The sequence below is a fragment of the Streptomyces sp. NPDC001450 genome (genome assembly GCF_053597295.1).
Map to the genome: position 1 here is coordinate 116,338 of NZ_JBSFHY010000003.1, position 20,142 is coordinate 136,479.

Annotated in this window: 19 protein-coding genes and 1 tRNA gene; 12 read left to right on the plus strand and 8 right to left on the minus strand. The window is 70.1% G+C overall.

Annotated elements, in window-relative coordinates; all coding sequences use genetic code 11:
- Nucleotides 1-167 precede the first annotated feature (167 nt).
- Entirely contained in the window at nucleotides 168-1,172 is a 1,005-nt protein-coding gene (locus tag ACWC5O_RS04010) for a Gfo/Idh/MocA family protein (protein WP_399724632.1), read from the plus strand.
- A gap of 76 nt (nucleotides 1,173-1,248) precedes the next feature.
- A complete protein-coding gene (locus tag ACWC5O_RS04015) occupies nucleotides 1,249-2,343 on the plus strand; it encodes a hypothetical protein (RefSeq protein WP_450584802.1) in 1,095 nt (364 codons plus the stop codon).
- A 33-nt stretch (nucleotides 2,344-2,376) separates the two neighbouring features.
- Here the strand turns inward: ACWC5O_RS04015 and ACWC5O_RS04020 are convergent, their stop codons facing one another.
- The 5 genes from ACWC5O_RS04020 to ACWC5O_RS04040 all read right to left on the minus strand — a co-directional run bounded on the left by ACWC5O_RS04020 (nucleotide 2,377) and on the right by ACWC5O_RS04040 (nucleotide 6,621).
- Nucleotides 2,377-2,568, minus strand: coding sequence for a hypothetical protein (locus ACWC5O_RS04020; protein WP_450584804.1), 192 nt, complete (start codon nucleotides 2,566-2,568; stop codon nucleotides 2,377-2,379).
- 129 nt (nucleotides 2,569-2,697) lie between these two features.
- Nucleotides 2,698-3,606 carry a sugar phosphate isomerase/epimerase family protein gene (locus ACWC5O_RS04025; protein WP_450584806.1) on the minus strand — a complete coding sequence of 303 codons (909 nt, stop codon included), beginning with the start codon at nucleotides 3,604-3,606 and terminating at the stop codon, nucleotides 2,698-2,700.
- Nucleotide 3,607: 1 nt separating this feature from the next.
- The gene (locus ACWC5O_RS04030) at nucleotides 3,608-4,519 is read right to left on the minus strand and encodes an ATP-binding cassette domain-containing protein (RefSeq protein WP_450584807.1); all 912 of its coding nucleotides are present in this window, start codon (nucleotides 4,517-4,519) and stop codon (nucleotides 3,608-3,610) included.
- Between the two features lie 6 nt (nucleotides 4,520-4,525).
- The gene (locus ACWC5O_RS04035) at nucleotides 4,526-5,602 is read right to left on the minus strand and encodes an ABC transporter permease (protein ID WP_450584809.1); all 1,077 of its coding nucleotides are present in this window, start codon (nucleotides 5,600-5,602) and stop codon (nucleotides 4,526-4,528) included.
- Nucleotides 5,602-6,621: a sugar ABC transporter substrate-binding protein gene (locus ACWC5O_RS04040; protein ID WP_450584811.1), complete on the minus strand. Its 1,020-nt coding sequence runs from the start codon at nucleotides 6,619-6,621 to the stop codon at nucleotides 5,602-5,604. The genes ACWC5O_RS04035 and ACWC5O_RS04040 overlap by 1 nt, the downstream gene beginning before the upstream one ends.
- 174 nt (nucleotides 6,622-6,795) lie before the next feature.
- On the opposite strand from ACWC5O_RS04040, the gene iolD reads away from it, so the two are divergent.
- From iolD to ACWC5O_RS04075, 7 genes are all read left to right on the plus strand, one after another.
- Entirely contained in the window at nucleotides 6,796-8,688 is a 1,893-nt protein-coding gene (gene iolD, locus ACWC5O_RS04045; protein ID WP_450584813.1) for a 3D-(3,5/4)-trihydroxycyclohexane-1,2-dione acylhydrolase (decyclizing), read from the plus strand.
- 38 nt (nucleotides 8,689-8,726) lie between these two features.
- Nucleotides 8,727-9,512 carry a GntR family transcriptional regulator gene (locus ACWC5O_RS04050; RefSeq protein ID WP_450584815.1) on the plus strand — a complete coding sequence of 262 codons (786 nt, stop codon included), beginning with the start codon at nucleotides 8,727-8,729 and terminating at the stop codon, nucleotides 9,510-9,512.
- Nucleotides 9,513-9,802: 290 nt separating this feature from the next.
- Nucleotides 9,803-11,116, plus strand: a complete 1,314-nt coding sequence (locus tag ACWC5O_RS04055; protein WP_450584817.1) for an ABC transporter substrate-binding protein — start codon at nucleotides 9,803-9,805, stop codon at nucleotides 11,114-11,116.
- A gap of 8 nt (nucleotides 11,117-11,124) precedes the next feature.
- Entirely contained in the window at nucleotides 11,125-12,105 is a 981-nt protein-coding gene (locus ACWC5O_RS04060) for a carbohydrate ABC transporter permease (RefSeq protein ID WP_450584819.1), read from the plus strand.
- Nucleotides 12,102-12,986, plus strand: coding sequence for a carbohydrate ABC transporter permease (locus tag ACWC5O_RS04065; RefSeq protein ID WP_450584820.1), 885 nt, complete (start codon nucleotides 12,102-12,104; stop codon nucleotides 12,984-12,986). The genes ACWC5O_RS04060 and ACWC5O_RS04065 overlap by 4 nt, the downstream gene beginning before the upstream one ends.
- Before the next feature lie 35 nt (nucleotides 12,987-13,021).
- A complete protein-coding gene (locus tag ACWC5O_RS04070; RefSeq protein WP_450584822.1) occupies nucleotides 13,022-15,079 on the plus strand; it encodes a beta-galactosidase in 2,058 nt (685 codons plus the stop codon).
- Between the two features lie 361 nt (nucleotides 15,080-15,440).
- Nucleotides 15,441-16,109, plus strand: coding sequence for a hypothetical protein (locus tag ACWC5O_RS04075; RefSeq protein ID WP_450584824.1), 669 nt, complete (start codon nucleotides 15,441-15,443; stop codon nucleotides 16,107-16,109).
- 71 nt (nucleotides 16,110-16,180) lie between these two features.
- Here the strand turns inward: ACWC5O_RS04075 and ACWC5O_RS04080 are convergent.
- Nucleotides 16,181-16,254: transfer RNA gene (locus tag ACWC5O_RS04080), tRNA-Pro, on the minus strand.
- A 104-nt stretch (nucleotides 16,255-16,358) separates the two neighbouring features.
- Here ACWC5O_RS04080 and ACWC5O_RS04085 point away from each other — a divergent pair.
- Entirely contained in the window at nucleotides 16,359-16,880 is a 522-nt protein-coding gene (locus ACWC5O_RS04085) for a DUF309 domain-containing protein (RefSeq protein WP_450584826.1), read from the plus strand.
- 66 nt (nucleotides 16,881-16,946) lie between these two features.
- Nucleotides 16,947-17,726, plus strand: a complete 780-nt coding sequence (cobF, locus tag ACWC5O_RS04090; protein WP_450584828.1) for a precorrin-6A synthase (deacetylating) — start codon at nucleotides 16,947-16,949, stop codon at nucleotides 17,724-17,726.
- 38 nt (nucleotides 17,727-17,764) lie between these two features.
- On the opposite strand, the gene ACWC5O_RS04095 is transcribed toward cobF, so the two are convergent.
- Nucleotides 17,765-18,511 carry a cobalt-precorrin-6A reductase gene (locus tag ACWC5O_RS04095; protein WP_450584830.1) on the minus strand — a complete coding sequence of 249 codons (747 nt, stop codon included), beginning with the start codon at nucleotides 18,509-18,511 and terminating at the stop codon, nucleotides 17,765-17,767.
- 69 nt (nucleotides 18,512-18,580) lie between these two features.
- Here ACWC5O_RS04095 and ACWC5O_RS04100 point away from each other — a divergent pair, with 69 nt between their 5' ends.
- Nucleotides 18,581-19,360, plus strand: a complete 780-nt coding sequence (locus tag ACWC5O_RS04100) for a TIGR01458 family HAD-type hydrolase (RefSeq protein ID WP_450585076.1) — start codon at nucleotides 18,581-18,583, stop codon at nucleotides 19,358-19,360.
- On the opposite strand, the gene ACWC5O_RS04105 is transcribed toward ACWC5O_RS04100, so the two are convergent.
- Entirely contained in the window at nucleotides 19,349-20,122 is a 774-nt protein-coding gene (locus tag ACWC5O_RS04105) for a sulfite exporter TauE/SafE family protein (RefSeq protein ID WP_450584831.1), read from the minus strand. The genes ACWC5O_RS04100 and ACWC5O_RS04105 overlap by 12 nt on opposite strands.
- Nucleotides 20,123-20,142: the final 20 nt, after the last annotated feature.

Consider the following 20,142-nt stretch of genomic DNA (forward strand, 5'->3'; position numbering starts at 1 on the left):
CGGTGCGTGCTCTCGGCGCGCCGGCCGGAAGTCCTCGTACTGGACGTACTTGGGCTTTCGGCCGGTGCGGCGAGAGTGCGTGCCGGGCGTCGCGACGGGGCGGACGTTGCCTGTCGGGGCACTGGCTCTCTCCATCAGCACCCTCGCACCTTAGGAGCTGCACCCTCATGCGTATCGGAATCCTCGGCCTCGGCCGCATCGGCGCGTTCCACGCCGAGACCCTGTCCGGGCTCGACGCCGTCGAGTCCCTCGTCGTCACCGACCCCTTCGCGGACGCGGCCAAGGCCGCGGCCGAGCGGTTCGGGGCCGAGGTCGCCGACTCGCCCGAGGCACTGCTGGCCGCCGGCGTGGACGGCATCGTCGTGGCGGCCGCGACCGACGCCCATCCGGCGCTGATCCGGGCCGGTGTCGAGGCGGGCGTCCCCGTCTTCTGCGAGAAGCCGGTCGCCCGCACCATGGCGGAGGGGGTCGAGGTCCTCAAGGCCGTGCAGGGCAGCGACGTGCCGATCCAGATCGGCTACAACCGCCGCTTCGACGCGGGTTTCGTCGCCGCACGGGCCGCGGTGCAGGCCGGCGAGCTGGGCAAGCTGCACACGGTCCGCTCGACGACCCTGGACCCGGCGCCTCCCCCGGCCGCCTACATCGCCGCCTCCGGGGGCATCTTCCGCGACTGCTCCGTCCACGACTTCGACATCATCCGCTGGGTGACCGGCCGCGAGGTCACCGAGGTGTACGCGGTGGGCGGCAACCGGGGCGCCGACTACATCAAGGAGGCGGGCGACGCCGACACCACCGGCGCGATCCTCACCCTGGACGACGGCACGATCGCGGTCGTCTCCAACTCCCGCCACAATGCCCGTGGTTACGACGTCCGCATGGAACTCCACGGCTTTGCCGACTCGATCGCGGTCGGCCTGGACGACAAGCTCCCGCTCCGCTCGGTCGAGCCCGGTGTGACCTTCCCGGCGGGCACCCCGCACGACTTCTTCATGGACCGCTTCACCGAGGCCTACCGCGCCGAACTCACAGCGTTCACCGAGGTCGTGGCCGGCACCCGCCCCTCCCCCTGCACCATCGAGGACGCCCTGGAGGCGGGCTGGATCGCCGATGCCTGCACCCTGTCCCTGCACGAGCACCGTCCTGTGACGATCGCGGAGGTGCGGGGGGCCTGACGGCGGCCTGCACCGGCTGCTCCCCGGACTTCACGAAAGCGGTCCGGTGGGGGCTGAGATCGACTACGGTGCGGCTGTGACAGCACCCGCGAGCGAGCAGCCCTCCCAACTCGGCCTGCTGGACCTGTCCGTGGACCTGTCCGTGCCCGAGGTCTACTCGGGCACGGACTTCACGCTGTACCTGCACATCAAGAATCCCTTCGCGGTGCCCGTGTGGGTCAAGTCGGTGGAACTGAGCCTGCCCACGCAGCTGCACTGGCGGTCACCGGACGCGGAGACACGGAAAGCGAACCGTCACAGGCACGTCCAGGCCGAGCGAAGCATGCTGGAACGGGTCATCGAGGCTCGCAACAAGCGCATCCTGGAGATCACCCAGGAGTTGAGCAGGTTGCCCGCCGATGCCGAGGACCAGACAGCACGCCTGCTGGATGTCATGCGCACTCTTCTCGACGAGAACAGCCGCGATGTCGATCTGCTGGCCGGGCACGGGAACGCTCGGGTGCGTGCCGACGTGAGTTCGACGGTCAACCTGCACAGTCCACGGACAAGGAATCTGACGGTCGAGGCGGCCCGCGAGTCCACCATCAACGTGTACGACATCCGTCCGATGGACGCCGAGGAGCCCGAGCGCGTCCCCCTCACCGGATCCCTGCCGCCGGGAGCCGCTCTGGAGCCAGGCTGCACCGACGTTCGGACCATCCGCCTGGGAACCCGCCGGACTCCCTTCTTCCTGCCGGCCAAGTACCACCTGCAGCTCACCGTCATCTACACCATGCAGCCGCCCCGGGACTCCGCTGCCGAGGCGGCTGCGGACTCGCCCCACCAGCGGGTCTTCTCCAACACCACCTCCTTCACGGTGCCGGTGAAGGCCGCCCTGTGGAAGGTGATGCTCGGCGGAGTGACCGGCGGGGCCGTCGGCAGCGCCGGCAGGGCCCTGCAACAGGCGCAGGACCCGGGCGCGCTGGTCGAGGCGGCCAACCTCGGCCCGGCCATCGGTGCGCTGCTGCTGGCCGTCATCCTGAGCGGAGCCGCGATCATCTTCTCGGCACGCAAGTCCGACGCCCAGTCCTTCGTCACGGTGGAGGACTTCTGGGGAGGCCTGCTCGTGGGTTTCCTGATCGGTTACTCGGGGACGGCGGCCTTCTCGGACATCACTCGCATGAAGGTGTGACGGCACGCGACGCCGACGCGGCCGCCGTCTCCGTCAGCCGCAGTACCGGATCAGCCACTCGTCCGCGTTGTACGCGTCCCGCGCCGGGTCCGGCAGGGTCGCCGGCTTCGTCTCCACCGTGTCCTGCGGGCGTATCCGCTCGGGCAGCCGGCTGAAGCGGCCGGGGGTGCCTGCCGCGTCGGCGGCCTGCTGGGATGTCTCGCCGAGTTCCGTGCGGTGAGCCATGTCGTCCGTCCTCCCGTACTCGCGGGCGTTCCCCCGTTGTCGGTCAGAACGCCCGCACGCACCTGTTCGTTCCCGGCAGGCCCGAGGCCGAACCTCTCAGGCCCCGGACGACCTCAGGCCCGCACGACCTCAGGCCCCGCACGACCTCAAGAACCTGCGCGTCCGCACCGCGATCGGCAGCGGCTTGTCCGGCTCGCACGGGTACATGTCCTGTTCGACGATCGCGAAGAGTTCCACGCCGAGTCGCTGCGCCGCCTCCAGCACCGGTCCCAACGCGGGGACCCCGGACGGCGGTTCGCACATCACGCCCCGCTGCACCGCGGGCCCGAACGGCACCTCGTTCGCCACCACTTCGGCGAGGATCTCCGGGTCGACCTGCTTGAGGTGCAGGTAGCCGATGCGCTCGCCGTACGTCTCGATCAGCTTGACGCTGTCGCCGCCGCAGTAGGCGTAGTGCCCGGTGTCCAGGCAGAGGTTGACCAGCTCGGTGTCGGTCGAGTCGAGGAACCGCTCGACGTGCTCCTCGGTGTCGATGTGCGTGTCGGCGTGCGGGTGCACGACGAGTTCGAGGCCGTACGTCTCCTGCACCTCGTGGCCGAGCCGTTCCATCCCCTTGGTCAGGTGCGCCCACTGCTCGGCCGTCAGCTCCGGCGGCTCCAGGATCTCGGCGGTCTTGTCGTCCCGCCAGAAGGAGGGGATGACGACCAGGTGCCGCGCGCCCATCGCCCGGGTGAGGGAGGCCACCTGGCTGACGTGGGCCCAGGTCTCCTCCCAGACCGACGGGCCGCGGTGCATGCCGGTGAAGACCGTACCGGCCGACACCTTCAGGTTCCGCCGCCCCAGCTCGTCCGTGAGCCGGGCCGGGTCGGTGGGGAGGTAGCCGTACGGGCCCAGTTCGATCCAGTCGTAGCCGGCCTCGGCCACCTCGTCGAGGAAGCGTTCCCAGGGGACCTGCCGCGGGTCGTCCGGGAACCACACGCCCCAGGAGTCGGGGGCCGAGCCGACCCGGATGCGGTCCAGCGGCGTCGGGTTCGCCATGTCAGGTGGTCCCTTCCGAGGGGGTCGCCACGGGTGCGGTGAGGTCCTCCTCCTCGGGGAGTTCCTCGACGTCGACGCCGCGGACCTGGGCCAGCTCGTGCTTGAGCGCGGCGAGTTCGGCGCCGCCGGCCATGTGGTTGGTCAGCTCCTCGAGGCTGACCTCGCTGCGGGCGGCGCTGAGTTCGAGGGTGCCCAGGCGCAGCACGCTGAAGTGGTCGCCGACCATGTAGGCGTGGTGCGGGTTGTGGGTGATGAAGATGACGCCGAGGCCGCGGTCGCGGGCGGCGGCGATGTACTTCAGCACCACGCCGGACTGCTTGACGCCGAGGGCGGCGGTGGGCTCGTCCAGGATGAGGACGCGGGCGCCGAAGTAGACGGCGCGGGCGATGGCCACGCACTGGCGCTGGCCGCCGGAGAGCGTGCCGATGGGCTGCTCCAGGTCGTCCAGGACGATGCCCATGTTGCGCAGTTCCCGGTCGGCGGTCTTCTTCATCGTGTCGATGTCGAGCCGGCGGACGGGCCAGGGGCCCTTCGTCACCTCGGAGCCGAGGAAGAAGTTCCGCCACACCGGCATGAGGGGGACGGTGGCGAGGTCCTGGTAGACGGTGGCGATGCCCTTGTCGAGGGCCTCGCGCGGGGTGTTGAAGCGCACCGGCCGGCCGTCGACGAGGAAGTCGCCCTCGGTGTGCTGGTGCAGCCCGGAGATGATCTTGATGAGGGTGGACTTGCCGGCGCCGTTGTCGCCGAGGACGCAGGTCACCTGGCTCGCGTGGACCTTGAGGTCGACGCCGTGCAGGGCGCGGATGTTGCCGTAGGACTTGCCCGCGCCGCGCAGTTCGACGATGGGGCCGTCCTTGGCGGGGGCGCTGTCCTGGAGGTCGGCGCCGTGGGTTCCGGTTCCGTTGCTTGTCATCGGGTCTTACCTCCGGGTCGCCGTGCGCTGGACCCACAGATTGATCAGGACGGCACCGAGCAGCATCACGCCGAGGAAGGCCTTGAACCAGTCGGGGTTCCAGCCCGCGAAGACGATGCCCTGGTTGACCATGCCGAACATGAACGCACCGAAGACCGGACCGATCGCGGAGCCGGAGCCGCCGGTGAGCAGACAGCCGCCGATGACCGCCGCGGCGATGTAGATCAGCTCCTGGCCGACGCCCTCACCGGACTGCACGGTGTTGAACGAGAAGAGGTTGTGCATGCCGATGAACCAGGCGCCGAAGCCGACCAGCATGAACAGGGTGATCTTGGTGAAGTTCACTGGGACACCGACGGCACGGGCGCTCTCCTTGTTGCCGCCGACGGCGAAGATCCAGTTGCCGTACTTGGTGCGCAGCAGCACCCAGGTGGCCAGGGCCGCGAAGGCCAGCCAGTAGAAGACCGTGATCTTCACCTCGACCCCGCCGATGTCGACGGAGGACGCGAAGATCTTCTTGGCCTGGTCGAAGCCGTCCATGTTGCTGATGTCGTCGGTGGCGACGTTGCTGGTGACCAGCTTGGTCACGGCGAGGTTGGCGCCCTGCAGGATCAGGAAGGTGCCGAGGGTGACCAGGAAGCTGGGCAATCCGGTCTTGACCACCATCCAGCCGTTGAAGGCGCCGACGGCGAGCGAGGCGAACAGCGCGACGATCACGCCCACCCACACGTTCAGGGTCAGCTGGTAGCTGATCATGCTCGCGACGAGCGCGGAGCTGATCACGGCGACACCCGAGGACAGGTCGAACTCGCCGCCGATCATCAGCAGGGCGACCGGGAGCGCCATGATGCCGATGGTCGAGGACTGGTAGAGGACCGTGGCCATCGAGCTGCCCTGGCGGAGCGAGGGCGCGGCGATCAGGAAGAAGATCAGGACGGCCACGGCGCCCAGGAAGACGCCCACTTCGGGGCGGGCCAGCAGCCGGATCGCCAGCGGGCGCCGGGCGGTCCGGCCGTCGGTCTGCCCAGGGCCGGAAGCCGGCGGCCTCCCGACCGCCGGCTCAGCCTGCTGAGTCATGCTCATCACCGGGTGCCCTTCGCGGCGAACTGGGCGATCCGTTCGACGTTGGACTTGTCGACGAAGGCCGGGCCCGTCAGCACCGGCTGCTCGCCACCGCCGCTGTAGTTGCCGTTGTTCTTGTACAGCCACAGGGAGTCGATCGCGAGGTAACCCTGCAGGTACGGCTGCTGGTCCACCGCGAACTGGATGGTGCCCTTCTGGATGGCGCTGGTCAGCTGGTTGTTCAGGTCGAAGGTGGCGACCTTGGCCTTGCTGCCGGCGTCGTCCACCGACTGCACCGCGGTCAGCGCGAAGGGGGCGCCGAGCGTGACCACGTAGTCGATGGCGCTGTCCTGCTTCAGCTTGGCCGTGATCGTGGACTTCACGGACGGCATGTCGGTGCCGTTCACGTACAGCGTCTCGGTCTTGCCGGAAAACGTCTTCTTCACGCCGTCGCAGCGCTGGGTGAGGCCGACGTTGCCCTGCTCCTGGATCACACAGACGGCCTTCTTGGCGCCGACCTCGTTCAGCTTCTTGCCGAACGCCTCGCCCGCCACCGTCTCGTCCTGCCCGAAGAACTGCAGCAGACCGAGCTTCTTCCAGTCGCTGAGCCCGGAGTTCAGGCCGACCACGGGGATCTTCGCCGCGCCGGCCTTGCCGACCACGGCCTTCATGGCGTCCGGCTTGGCCAGGGTGATCGCTATGCCGTCGACCTTCTGGTCGATCGCGTTCTGCACGAAGTTGGCCTGATTGCCGGCGTTCGGGTCGGCGGAGTAGATGAGCTTGATGTTGTCCTTCGCGGCGGCGGCCTCGGCGCCCTTGCGGACGATGTCCCAGAAGGTGTCGCCCGGCGACTGGTGGGTGACCAGCGCGACGGTCATCCGGGGGGTGTTGGCCTTGCCCGCTGAGGCACCCGACCCTCCCTCTTCGGCCTTCTTCCCACCGGAGCTGCTGGAGCAGCCGGCGAGGGTCAGGGCTGCCGCAGCGGCCACTGCCACGACGGGGGCCAGTCTGCGGGGGCGGGAGTGAGAAGAGCGGTCCATCTGTCCTGCACCTCACTGTGCTACGGGGGAAGGGACGCTGTTGCGTTGGGACGGGATACAAGCCCCTGCAGAGCCCGCTGTCAATACTTTGTTAAGACATCATTTCACGAGCAGGTCCGAATGTAAGAACAAACCATTGACAGCGCTCCCCCTTCGCGCCTACACCTGTGAGGCATGAGCCACTCGACGATCGCATCGACGAGCCGTCTGACCGTCGCCCAGGCACTGGTGCGGTTCCTGTCCGCCCAGTACACCGCACGTGACGGCGAACAGCACCGGCTGATCGCCGGCATCTGGGGCATCTTCGGCCACGGCAACGTGGCGGGGATCGGCCAGGCGCTGATCGAATACGGCGATGTCATGCCGTACCACCAGGGCCGCAACGAGCAGGCGATGGTGCACGCGGCCGTCGGACACGCCCGCCAGCTCGACCGCCTCTCGGCGCAGGCCGTGACGACGTCCATCGGCCCGGGCGCCACCAACCTGGTCACCGGCGCCGCCCTGGCCACGATCAACCGGCTGCCCGTACTGCTGCTGCCCGGCGACTACTTCGCCACCCGGCCGGCCGATCCGCTGCTGCAACAGCTGGAGCACCCCGGCCAGTTCGACGTCTCCGTCAACGACACCCTGCGCCCGGTCTCCCGCTACTTCGACCGGATCACCCGCCCCGAGCAGCTGATCCCGTCGGCGCTCCAGGCGATGCGCGTCCTGGCCGACCCGGCCGAGACCGGCGCCGTCACCCTCGCCCTGCCGCAGGACGTGCAGGCGGAGGCGTACGACTGGCCCGAGGAGTTCTTCGCCGAGCGCGTGTGGACCGTTCGCCGGCCCGCACCGGACCCGGAGGAACTGGCGGAGGCCGTCCGGGCGGTCCGGGCCGCCCGCAGGCCACTCCTCGTCGTGGGCGGCGGAGTCCACCACAGCCGCGCCGAGGACGCGCTGCGGGCCCTGGTGGACGCCACCGGTATCCCGGTCGCCGCCACCCAGGCCGGCAAGGGCTCTCTGCGTCACGACCACCCGGCCGACCTCGGCGGCATCGGCCACACCGGCACCGCGGTCGCCGACGACCTCGCCCGCGGCGCCGACCTGGTCATCGGCGTCGGCACCCGCTACACCGACTTCACCACCGCCTCCGGCACCCTGTTCCAGCACCCCGAGGTCCGCTTCCTCAACCTCAACATCACCGCCTTCGACGCCCACAAGCTCGCCGCGCGGACCGTGGTCGCGGACGCCCGGGCCGCGCTGGAGGCGCTCACCGAGCGGCTGGCCGGCTTCCGCGTCGACCCGGCGTACGAGGCCGAGTACCGGGCGGGCAAGGAACGCTGGGAGCAGGTCGTGGAGAGCGCTTTCGGCACCGCCGACGAGGACGCCGTACCCACCCAGACCCAGGTGCTCGGCGCGCTGGACGCGGTCGTCGGGGACGACGACGTCGTCATCAACGCGGCGGGCTCGCTCCCCGGCGACCTGCACAAGCTGTGGCGGACCCGCTCGCGGCGCCAGTACCACCTGGAGTACGGCTACTCGTGCATGGGCTACGAGATCCCGGCCGCGATCGGAGTGCAGCAGGCGGCCCCGGGCACGGCGGTCTGGGCGCTGGTCGGTGACGGAACCTACCTGATGATGCCGACCGAGATCGTCACCGCCGTACAGGAGGGGCTGCCCGTCAAGCTGGTCCTGATCCAGAACCACGGGTACGCCTCCATCGGCGGCCTCTCCGAGTCGGTCGGCGGCGAGCGGTTCGGCACCGCCTACCGGTACCGCGCGGCCGACGGCACCTTCAGCGGCGCCCCGCTGCCCGTCGACCTCGCCGCCAACGCGGCCAGCCTCGGCATGGACGTCCTGCGCGCCAAGACCGTACGGGAGCTGCGCGCGGCGCTGACCACCGCACGCGCGGCCGACGCCCCCACCTGTGTCTACGTGGAGACGGACACCTCGGGCCCGGCGCCCACCGCCCCCGCGGCCGAGGCCTGGTGGGACGTACCGGTGGCCGAGACCGCGACCCGCGAGGCGGCCGTGCGCGCCCGCGAGGACTACGACCGCCAGGTCGCCGGCCGCCGCCGGCACCTGTGAACCGTCCCGCCTGTCCGTGCTCTGGAAGGAGGTGCCCCGTGGCGAGGACCGGTGACTCCGCTCGTCCCGTGGCCGGCTCCGCGCTCGACTCACTCCACTTCGACCTGGACCGCACGAGTCCGGTGCCGCTCTACTACCAGCTCGCCCAGCAGCTGGAGGCGGCCATCGAGCACGGGATCCTCGCGCCCGGGAACCTCCTGGGCAACGAGGTCGACCTGTCCGTGCGCCTCGGCCTGTCCCGGCCCACCGTCCGCCAGGCCATCCAGTCCCTGGTCGACAAGGGGCTGCTGGTGCGCCGCCGCGGGGTCGGCACCCAGGTGGTGCACAGCCAGGTCAAACGACCCCTGGAACTGAGCAGCCTCTACGACGACCTGGAGTCGGCCGGGCAGGGCCCGAGCACCCGGGTGCTGCGCAACGAACGCGTCCCGGCCGGCGCCGACGTGGCCGCCGCGCTCGGCATCGCGGAGGGCGCCGAGGTCGTCGTCCTGGAGCGGCTGCGCTGCACCCACGGCCAGCCGGTGGCGTTCCTGTGCAACTACCTGCCCGCGGCACTGCTCGAACTCGACACCGAGCGGCTGGAGTCGACGGGCCTGTACCGGATGATGCGCTCGGTGGGCATCACGCTGCACAGCGCCCGCCAGACCGTCGGCGCCCGCAGCGCCACCGCCGAGGAGGCCGCCCTGCTGGACGAGAAGGAGGGCGCGGCCCTGCTCACCATGCAGCGCACCGCGTACGACGACACCGGGCGGCCGGTGGAGTACGGCACCCATGTCTACCGGGCGTCGCGCTACGCCTTCGACTTCCAGCTTCTGGTCAGACCCTGACAGTCCTGGTCAGCCCAGGAAACGGAACCACTCGTGTTCACACAGCCCCCGCGGCCGCAGCTGCCGCGGGGGCTGGTCTGCCTGCTCTTCAACAAAGTTGCAGGTAACGATGACGATTACGTTTCGGGCAAGAGACCCCCCAGTGCGACCAGAGCTATTGACGCATGAGCGGACATGGGGCTGTTATTACGCCCACGATGTTCGGTCGAGTTGGTTTCTGATCGGTTTCGAAGACCTTTCGGTGATCGACTCATCCCCTTGACCGCACCCTGTATGCCTCAGGAGCCGCCATGCGCCTCTCCCCTTCCGGTCTTTCGGTCCCGGGTCCCAGCCGTCGCTCACTGCTGCGTGGAGCGGGCGGTGCCGCCCTCCTCGCAGGCGCCGGCATACCCCTGCTGTCCGCCTGCGGCGGCAGTGGCTCGTCCTCCGACCCGAAGACCGTCACCGTCGGCTCCAACGCCTCCGACGCCGTGCCGAAGAAGGCCTTCGCAGATGTCTACGCGGCCTTCAAGAAGCAGTCCGGCATCACGGTCGACGTGAACACGAAGGACCACAACACCTTCCAGGAGCAGATCAACTCCTACCTGCAGGGCACGCCGGACGACGTGTTCAACTGGTTCGCCGGCTACCGCATGCAGTTCTTCGCGGCGAAGAAGCTGGCCACGCCGATCGACGACGTGTGGGCCAAGATCGGGGACAACTTCCCCGACGCGATGAAGAAGCTGAGCAAGGGCGAGGACGGCAAGTACTACTTCGTGCCGCTGACCACCTACCCGTGGGCGGTCTTCTACCGCAAGAGCGTCTTCCAGCAGCACGGCTACAAGGTCCCCGCCACGTGGGACGAGCTGGTCGCCCTGTGCAAGCAGATGAAGAAGGACGGCCTGGTCCCGATCGCCTTCGGCGACAAGGACGCCTGGCCGGCGATGGGCACCTTCGACCAGATCAACTTCCGCCTCAACGGCTACGACTTCCACGTCCAGCTGATGGCGGGCAAGGCCTCCTGGACCGACGCCAAGGTCAAGGCCGCCTTCGACCACTGGGCCGAGCTGCTCCCCTACCACCAGGACGGCTTCATGGGCCGCACCTGGCAGGACGCCGCCCAGACGCTGGTGTCCAAGAAGGCCGGAATGTACCTCCTGGGCTCCTTCGTGGCCCAGCAGTTCACCAACAAGGCCGACCTGGACGACCTCGACTTCTTCCCCTTCCCGGAGATCAACCCCACGTACGGCCAGGACACCGTGGAGGCGCCCACCGACGGCTTCATGGTCAGCAAGGCCCCCAAGAACCACGCCGGCGTGGTGAAGCTGCTGGAGTACCTGGGCTCCCCGGACGCCGAGCAGACCTACCTCAAGGGCGACCCGAGCGTGGTGGCCGCCTCCAGCAAGGCCGACACCTCCTCCTACTCGGCGCTGCAGAAGAAGGCGTTCGACATGATCAGCGGCGCCAAGAGCCTCACCCAGTTCATGGACCGCGACTCCCGGCCGGACTTCACCTCGACGGTGATGCAGCCCGGACTGCAGAAGTTCCTCCAGAACCCCAAGGGCGTGGACAGCTTGCTGTCGTCGATCGAGCGCCAGAAGAAGCAGATCTTCGCGTCCTCGTGAGCAGCGGCATGACGACCGACACGACGACGAAGACCCCGGAGGCGGCCGCCGTGCCGCCTCCGGGCGCTGCTTCCGCATCCAAGCGGGCCACGCAGGGCCACCGGCGCCTGCTGACCCGCCGTGACCGGCTCACGCTCGCCCTGATGGCGGGCGTGCCCACGGTCCTGCACGTGGCCCTGGTCTGGGTCACCGCCCTCGCCTCCATCGCGCTCGCCTTCACCACCTGGGACGGCATCGGGTTCGACTCGATCAAGTGGGTGGGCCTGGACAACTTCACCCAGCTCTTCAACGACAACCCGCAGTTCTGGCCGGCCGTCCAGCACAACGTCATCTGGTTCGTGGTGCTGATCCTGATCCCGACGCCGCTCGGCCTGTTCCTCGCCGTGCAGCTGGACAAGAAGATCCGGTTCAGCCGCGTCTACCAGACCGCGTTCTTCCTGCCGGTCGTCATCTCCATGGCGTGCATCGGCTTCGTCTGGCAGCTGGTCTACAACCCGGACACGGGCCTGATCAACAGCATCATCGGCGCCAACAAGCCCGGCCACTACATCGACTGGATCGGCGACCCCAAGCTCAACCTGTGGGCCGTCCTCATCGCCGCGTCCTGGCGGCACACCGGTTACATGATGATCCTGTACCTGGCCGGCCTGAAGAGCGTGGACCCGTCGCTCAGGGAGGCCTCCGCACTGGACGGCGCGGGCGAGTGGCAGACGTTCAAGAACGTCATCTTCCCGACCCTGCGCCCGACCAACACGGTCGTCCTGGTCGTCACCATCATCGAGGCGCTGCGCGCCTTCGACCTGGTCTTCGTCTTCAACAAGGGCGCACAGGGCACCGAGTTGCTGTCGATCCTGGTGACCAACAACATCATCGGCGAGTCCAGCCGGATCGGTTACGGCTCGGCCATCGCCGTCGTCCTGCTCGTGATCTCGCTCGCCGTGATCATCCCGTATCTGATCGCCACCTTCCGGAAGGAGCGGCGCGCATGAGCACGACTGTCACGCTGAAGCGGCGCACCCCCGTCCGGCCGGCCCGCGTCCTGCTGCACGTCTTCCTCACCGGCACGGCCCTGGCGTGGCTCGCTCCCCTGTTGTGGGCGGTCTTCTCGGCGCTGCGGCCGTACAGCGAGACCAGCAACAAGGGCTATGTGTCCTGGCCGGACACGCTGAACTTCGACAACTTCAAGAACGCGTTCGTCCAGTCGGACATGACGCACTACTTCGGCAACACGCTGATCATCGCCGTACCGGCCGTGCTGCTGACGCTGTTCCTGTCGTCGATGGTCGCCTTCTACGTCAGCCGGTTCGACTTCCGGCTCAACCTGGCGCTGCTGCTGGTCTTCACGGCGGGCAACCTGCTCCCGCAGCAGGTCATCATCACCCCGCTGTACCGGCTGTACCTGCTCACGGACCTGCCCGGCATCACGGCGAGCGGCAAACTGTACGACTCCGCGCTCGGGCTCGTGCTGATCCATGTGGCGTTCCAGTCCGGCTTCTGCGCCTTCGTGCTGAGCAACTACATGCGCTCGCTCCCGCACGAACTGACGGAGGCCGCGCTGGTCGACGGTGCCTCGGTGTGGCGGCTGTACTGGCAGATCACGCTGCCGCTGTGCAAGCCGGCGATGGCGGCCCTGGCGACCCTGCTGTCGATCTGGATCTACAACGACTTCTTCTGGGCCCTGGTGCTGATCTCGACCGGCGAGAACATGCCGATCACCTCGGCGCTGAACAACCTCTCCGGCCAGTACTTCACCGACCCCAACCTGGTCGCCGCGGGCGCCCTGCTCACCGCGATCCCGACGCTGATCGTGTACTTCGCGCTCCAGCGCCAGTTCGTCAGCGGCCTGACCCTGGGCTCCAACAAGGGCTGAGGCGCGCGCACGTGAAAGAGAACGAAGAAAACCCAGTGAAACGCACCCTGTCCGTCCCCGGCCTCGCCTACGGCGGCGACTACAACCCCGAACAGTGGCCCGAGGAGGTGTGGGCCGAGGACGTACGCCTGATGCGCGAAGCGGGCGTGAACATGGTCAGCGTCGGCATCTTCTCCTGGGCCCTGCTGGAGCCGTCCGAGGGCGAGTTCGACTTCTCGCGCACGGACCGGATCCTGGACCTGCTGCACGAGAACGGCATCGCCGCCGACCTGGCCACCCCCACGGCGGCGCCTCCGGCGTGGTTCTTCCGCGCCCACCCCGAGGCGCTGCCGGTCGACCGCGACGGCCGTACCCTCTCCTACGGCAGCCGCCAGACGTTCTGCCCGTCCAGCCCCGCCTACCGCGAGGCGGCGCTGCGCATCGCGGGCGCGCTGGCCGAGCGGTACGCAGGGCATCCGGCCGTCGCCATGTGGCACGTGCACAACGAGTACGGCTGCCACAACGCGGCCTGCTACTGCGACACCAGCGCGGCGGCCTTCCGCCGCTGGCTGCGGGCCCGCTACGGCGACGACCTGAGCGCCCTCAACGACGCCTGGGGCACGACCTTCTGGTCCCAGTGGTACTACGACTGGGAGGAGATCCTGCCGCCGCGCGCCACCGGCGCCGTACCCAACCCGACGCACCAGCTGGACTGGCGCCGCTTCTGCTCGGACGAGCTGCTGTCGCTGTACACGGCCGAGCGGGACGTGCTGCGGGCGGCGGCCCCCGCGATCCCGGCCACCACCAACTTCATGGTGATGGCCACCTTCGACGCCCTCGACTACTGGCGCTGGGCGCCGGAGCTGGACATCGTCGCCAACGACCACTACCTGATGTCCGCCGACCCGGAGTCGGAGATCGACATCGCGCTGAGCGGCGATCTGATGCGCTCGCTCGCGGGCGGCCCGTGGCTGCTGATGGAGCACTCCACCGGCGCGGTGAACTGGCAGCCCGTCAACCGGGCGAAGAATCCCGGTGAGTTGCGGCGCAACGCGCTCGCGCATGTGGCGCGCGGGGCGGACGGCATCGCGTACTTCCAGTGGCGGGCGGCGAAGGCGGGCGCCGAGCAGTGGCACTCGGCGATGCTGCCGCACGCGGGCACCGACAGCCAGATCTGGCGGGACGTGGTCCGCCTGGGCGCCGACCTGAAGGCCCTGGCCGAGGTCCGCGGCAGCGCCGGCCCCGCCGAGGTCGCCGTCGTCTGGGACTGGAACGCCCGCTGGGCCCTGGAACTGCCCTCCCAGCCGAGCGGCGAACTGCGGTACCTGGACCTGGTCCGGGCCTGGTACGAGCCGCTGTGGCGGGCCGGCGTGGCCGTGGACTTCGTCCGCCCGGACGCAGACCTGTCCGCCTACCGCCTGGTCCTTGCCCCGAACCTGTACCTGGTCGACGACACGGGTGCGGCGAACCTCACGGCGTACGCCGAGCGGGGCGGCACCCTCGCCGTCGGCTTCCACAGCGGGGCGGTGGACGAGAACTGCCATGTGCGGCTGGGCGGTTACCCGGGGGCGTTCCGGGACGTGCTGGGTGTGCGCTCCGACGAGCCGTTCCCCCTGCTGCCCGGGCAGCAGGCCGCCCTGAGCGGTGCGGTGCCGGACGGGGCGACGGGCACGCTGTGGTCGGAGCGGCTGCGGCTGGAGGGTGCGGAGGAAATCGCCGCCTACACCGACGGCCCTCCCCCAGCCTTCGGCCGGGGGGACCCCCATCTCGCTGCGCTCGCCGGCGTCCCGGCGGTCACCCGGCACCCCTACGGCGCCGGGGCCGCCTGGTACCTGGCCACGCTCCCCGACCCGGCCACGCTGACCGCTCTCCTGGACCGCATCCGCACCGAGGCGGGCGTGGAGCCGGTGCGCACCGCCCCGGCCGGTGTGGAGGTGGTCCGCAGGCGCGGCCCGGAGGCGGACTACGTCTTCGTGATCGACCACTCCGGCCGGGGCGCGGACCTGCCCGTCGCACCGGGCGCCACCGAACTCCTCACCGGCAAGGAGACCTCCGGTTCGGTCACGGTCGCGCCCGGGGACGTGGCGGTGGTGCGGGAGCCGCGCGGTCGGTGAGCCGCGTCCGGCGGGCGCACACGCGGTCAGGCGTGTGCGCCCCCTGCGGTTCGGCCAACGGAGTCCCGGCCACCGGCGCCGCGGCTCCGACGATCGCCAAAAGGACGTTCACGTAACTCGTCGCGAACTTCATCCGGTTGCTCATGCTGTGTCCTCTCTCTTTCCCGAGCCGGCCGATCCGGACCCCGAGGGACCGGCCCTGACGTGCGCGGACCAACATGCCGGCCCAGCCGTCCCGGGAACATGAGCCGGACGCCCCATCCCCGTCCCCTCGGGCGCGTCAGAGCACCGTCGGCGACCGGTTGATGCAGAATCCCCAGGACGGTTCCACCGGCGAGGAGCAACGAGAGGTCGCGGGCTGATGGGGCGGGAGCCAATCGGTGTGTGGTCGTGGCGTATGCGGGACAGCCGGGAGAACTTCGGCGACGCCCTCGGTCCGCTGATCCTGGAGCGCCTCGGCCTTCCCGTCCGGAGAGTCCCCGTCCGTGACGCGGAACTCGTGGCGTGCGGGTCGATCCTGCACAAGCTGACGAATCCGGCCACGGTGGTCTGGGGTTCCGGTCTGATGCATCCGCTTCCCCTGTGGGCTCCGCCGAGGACGGTACTGGCGGTACGCGGCGCGCACACCGCCGCGCACCTCGGGGTCGATGTGCCGCTCGGTGACCCGGGGCTGTTGGTCGGCGCACTGTGGGAGCGGTCTCCGGTGGTGAAGTACCGGCTCGGTGTGGTGCCGCACTGGCTGGACCGCCGGCCGTATCCGGACGCCGACATGGTGATCGACGTGACGCAGCCGGTGGACGAGGTCATCGCGCAGATCACTTCCTGCGCGGTCATCGCCTCGTCGTCGCTGCACGGAATCGCGGTCGCGGAGTCGTTCGGGATTCCCTCGATGCGCCTTCCGCACGCGAGGACCGGGGGCGCGGACATCGCCTATGTGGACTACAAGTTCACGGACTACCTGACCGCCCTCGACCGCCCTCTCCCCGACATCCGCAAGGCGCTGGTCGACGCCCTGAGGGCGGTTTACTGAGCGGGTCCCGGACATACGCAAAGGGTCATCCCAGATCCCTCTGGAATGACCCCTGACCTGCGTCTCGCAAGTCGGGACGACAGGATTTGAACCTGCGACCCCTTGACCCCCAGTCAAGTGCGCTACCAAGCTGCGCCACGTCCCGATGCGCTCACTCGCGGTGACCCGCGTGATCGCGCGAACAGAACTTTACCCCACGGGTGGGGGTGCACCGAAGAGGGACCGGCCGGGGCGGGGACAATCGGGCGTATGGGAAACGCGGGCGCAGCGGCGGGGAGGCCGGCGGACAGCCGGGACCGGGACGTGGAAGGGCGGGCGCGGAGCGCCCGGCCGCGGGACGGGCTGGGGCGGCCGCTGCCGTACGGGGCGCAGGGGGTCGAACGTCAGCCGGAGGGAGTCGTACGGACCCCGGCGGAGACTGTCGCCGAGGCGCAGGCGCTGCTGGACGCGGGCAAGCCCTTCCACGCGCACGAGGTGTTCGAGGACGCCTGGAAGTCGGGCCCCGACGAGGAACGCACGCTGTGGCGGGGACTGGCACAGCTGGCGGTGGGGCTCACCCATGCGGCCCGCGGCAACGTCGTCGGTGGGGCGCGGCTGCTGCGGCGCGGCGCGGGGGCGATCGAGGAGTGGGCGGCCGAGCGGGGCGACGCGCGGCCGCACGGGATGGATCTGGCCCGGCTGGCCGGGTGGGCCCGGGAGCTGGCCGGGCGGGTGGAGCGCGGGGCGGGGCCCGTGGACGCAGGAGCCGAGGCGCCGCGGCTCGGTTCCTGAGCGAGGCCGTCGGGGCCCTGCGGAGGCGGTGGGCTCACTGTCAGTGGCATACGGCAGACTCGGGGTGTGCGAAAGATTCATGTCATCGGTATCGGTGCGGGCGATCCCGACCAGCTGACCCTGCAGGCGGTCAAGGCGCTGCGGAGCACGGACGTGTTCTTCCTGCTCGACAAGGGCGAGGTGAAGAGCGATCTGACCCAGCTCCGCCGGGACATGGTGGACGCGCACCGGCCCGAGGGCGGGTACCGGATGGTGCAGGCCCGTGACCCGGAGCGGGACCGCCGGGCGGGCGCGGCCGCGTACTCGCCGGCCGTGGAGGACTGGCGCAGTGCGCGCGCCGGCATCTACGAGCGGCTGATCGCCGAGGAGTTGGGCGAGGACGGCACCGGGGCGTTCCTGGTGTGGGGTGATCCGTCGCTGTACGACAGCACGCTGGGGATCCTGGAGGAGGTGCTGGCCCGGGGCGCGGTGGAGTTCGAGTACGACGTGGTGCCCGGCATCAGCAGCGTCTCCTCGCTGATGGCCCGGCATCGTACGGGCCTGAACCGGGTGGCCCGGCCGGTGCAGATCACCACCGGGCGGCGGCTGGCGGAGGGCTTCCCGGAAGGGGTGGACGACGTCGTCGTGATGCTGGACGCGCACCAGACCTTCCGGAAGTACGCCGAGGAGGACATCGACATCTACTGGGGCGCGTACCTGGGCACCCCGGACGAGATCCTGGTCTCCGGTCCCCTCGCCGAGGCGGCCCCGCGCATCGAGCGGCTGCGCGCCGAGGCCCGGCAGCGCAAGGGGTGGATCATGGACACGTATCTGCTGCGCAGGCATCCCGGTCCCGGGGAATCCTGACGGGCGAGCCGAGAAGGCGGGACCGACGGGCTCGGTGGTCAGGGGCCGTCGAACCCCAGCCGGTCGAGTACGGCCGCCACGTCCGGCACCGCCGTCACGCCGTCCGGGAGCGGGGGGCGTCGTACGACGACCACGGGCAGCCCGAGTTGCCGTGCGGCCGTCAGTTTGGCGGCCGTGGCGTCGCCGCCGCTGTCCTTCGTCACCAGCACGTCGATGGCGCGGGCGCGCAGCAGGTCGGTTTCCCCGGCGAGGGTGAAGGGGCCGCGGGCCAGGACCACTTCGGTGTGCGGCGGCAGGGGCGCTCCGGGCGGGTCGACCGACCGTACGACGAAGTGCAGGTCCGTCAGGTGGGCGAAGGCCGCGAGGCCCAGGCGGCCGGTGGTGAGGAACACCCGGCGGCCCAGGCCGGGCAGGGCCTCGGCGGCCGCGGCCAGGCACGTGACGTCGTGCCAGCGGTCGCCGGGGCCCGGGTGCCAGCCGGGGCGGCGCAGAACGACCGCGGGAACTCCGGTGGCCGTCGCCGCGCGTGCCGCGTTCGCCGTGATCGACTCGGCGAAGGGGTGCGTGGCGTCGACGACGGCGTCCACGTCGTGCGTGCGCAGCCAGTCGGCAAGGCCCTCCGCGCCGCCGAACCCGCCGATCCGCACCTCGCCGGCCGGCGCGCCCGGGCGGGCGACCCGGCCCGCCAGCGACGTGGTGACCCTGACTCCGGGGCGGGCGGCGAGGTCGGCGGCGAGGCGCCGGGCCTCGGCGGTGCCGCCGAGGATCAGGATGTGCGGGGACATGAGGGTGAGCGTACGAGGTCGTCCGCGCCGATCCGCCGCCCGGGTCGCTAGGGTCCGGCCATGGGATCCGTGGAATCCGTGCGTGCCGTCCTGATCGACATCGACGGTGTCCTCACCGTCTCCTGGAAGCCGCTGCCGGGTGCGGTGGAGGCGCTGCGGCGGATCCGCGCGGCCGGTCTCGGCGTGGCCCTGGTGACCAACACGACGTCCCGGACACGGGCGTCGATCGCCGAAACCCTGGCGGGGGCCGGTTTCGAGGTGGACGCCGAGGACGTCCTCACCGCGCCCGCGCTCACCGCCGCCCATCTCGCCGAGCACTTTCCGGGTGCCCGATGCGCTCTCCTCAACAGCGGGGACATCGAGGAGGATCTCGGTGGCATCACCCTGGTCGACGAACGCCCCGACGTGGTCGTCCTGGGCGGTGCCGGGCCCGAGTTCGACTACGCAGCGCTCAACCGGGCCTTCGGGTACCTGCAGCAGGGTGCGCGGCTGCTCGCCGTGCACCGCAATCTGTTCTGGCGGACCGAGGCCGGGCTGCAGCTGGACTCGGGCGCCTTCCTGCTCGGGCTGGAGAAGGCCGCGCGGGTCGAGGCCGAGGTCATGGGCAAGCCGTCCCCGGCCTTCTTCGAGGCGGCGCTGACCCGGCTGGGGGTGGCCGCGGACCAGGCGCTGATGGTCGGCGACGACGTCGAGTCGGACGTGCTCGCGGCACAGCGCGTCGGCATCACAGGGGTGCTGGTCCGCACGGGGAAGTACCAGCCGCAGACGCTCACGAGTGCCGGCGGCACGCCCGACCACGTCGTGGACTCCTTCGCGGACCTCCCGGCGCTGCTCGGGCTAGCGCAGTAGCAGTTGCAGTCCACCCACGATCGTCGCGGCGATCACCAGTTGCTCGAACAACCGCTGGTTGATCCGGTTCACAGCCCATCTGCCGAACAACGCGCCGGGAACGACGAACACCGCGAGCGCCGCGTCAAGGAGCAGCGAGCGGCCGTCGATCAGGCCGAGTCCGGCGCTGAAGGGCACCTTGGACACGTTGACGATGAGGAAGAAGAAGGCGGACGTGCCGAGGAAGCCGAGCTTCCGGAAACCCGCCGACAGGAGATACATCGACATCACCGGCCCGCCCGCGTTCGCGACCATCGTCGTGAACCCGCCGAGGACGCCGTACGAGCGAGCCTTCATCCGGCCCGCCCGGGTGGTCACCGCGTCCGGCTCGTCCCCCGCCCCGGCCCGGCGCCGCCGCCACAGCGTGACCCCGGACATCAGCAGCAGGATCGCTCCGATCGAGGTCCGTACGACCTCGTCGTCGGCCCACACCAGGAACAGGGTGCCGACCACCACGCCGGCCGCCACCGCCGGGAACAGCCGCCACAGCGTGGGCCAGTGGGCATGCCGCCGGTAGGTGAGCACGGCGAGCACGTCGCCCGCGATCAGGACCGGCAGCAGCACGCCCGTGGAGGCCCGAGCGGGCAGGACCGCCGCGAAGACGGCGAGGCTGACCGTGTTGGCCCCGCTGACGGCGGTCTTGGAGAAGCCCACGAGCAGGGCCGCGAAGGCGAGGGCGGCGAACTCCCAGCCTGATATGTGCCAGAGCGTCATCGTGTTCATGCGGGGACCGATGCTATGCG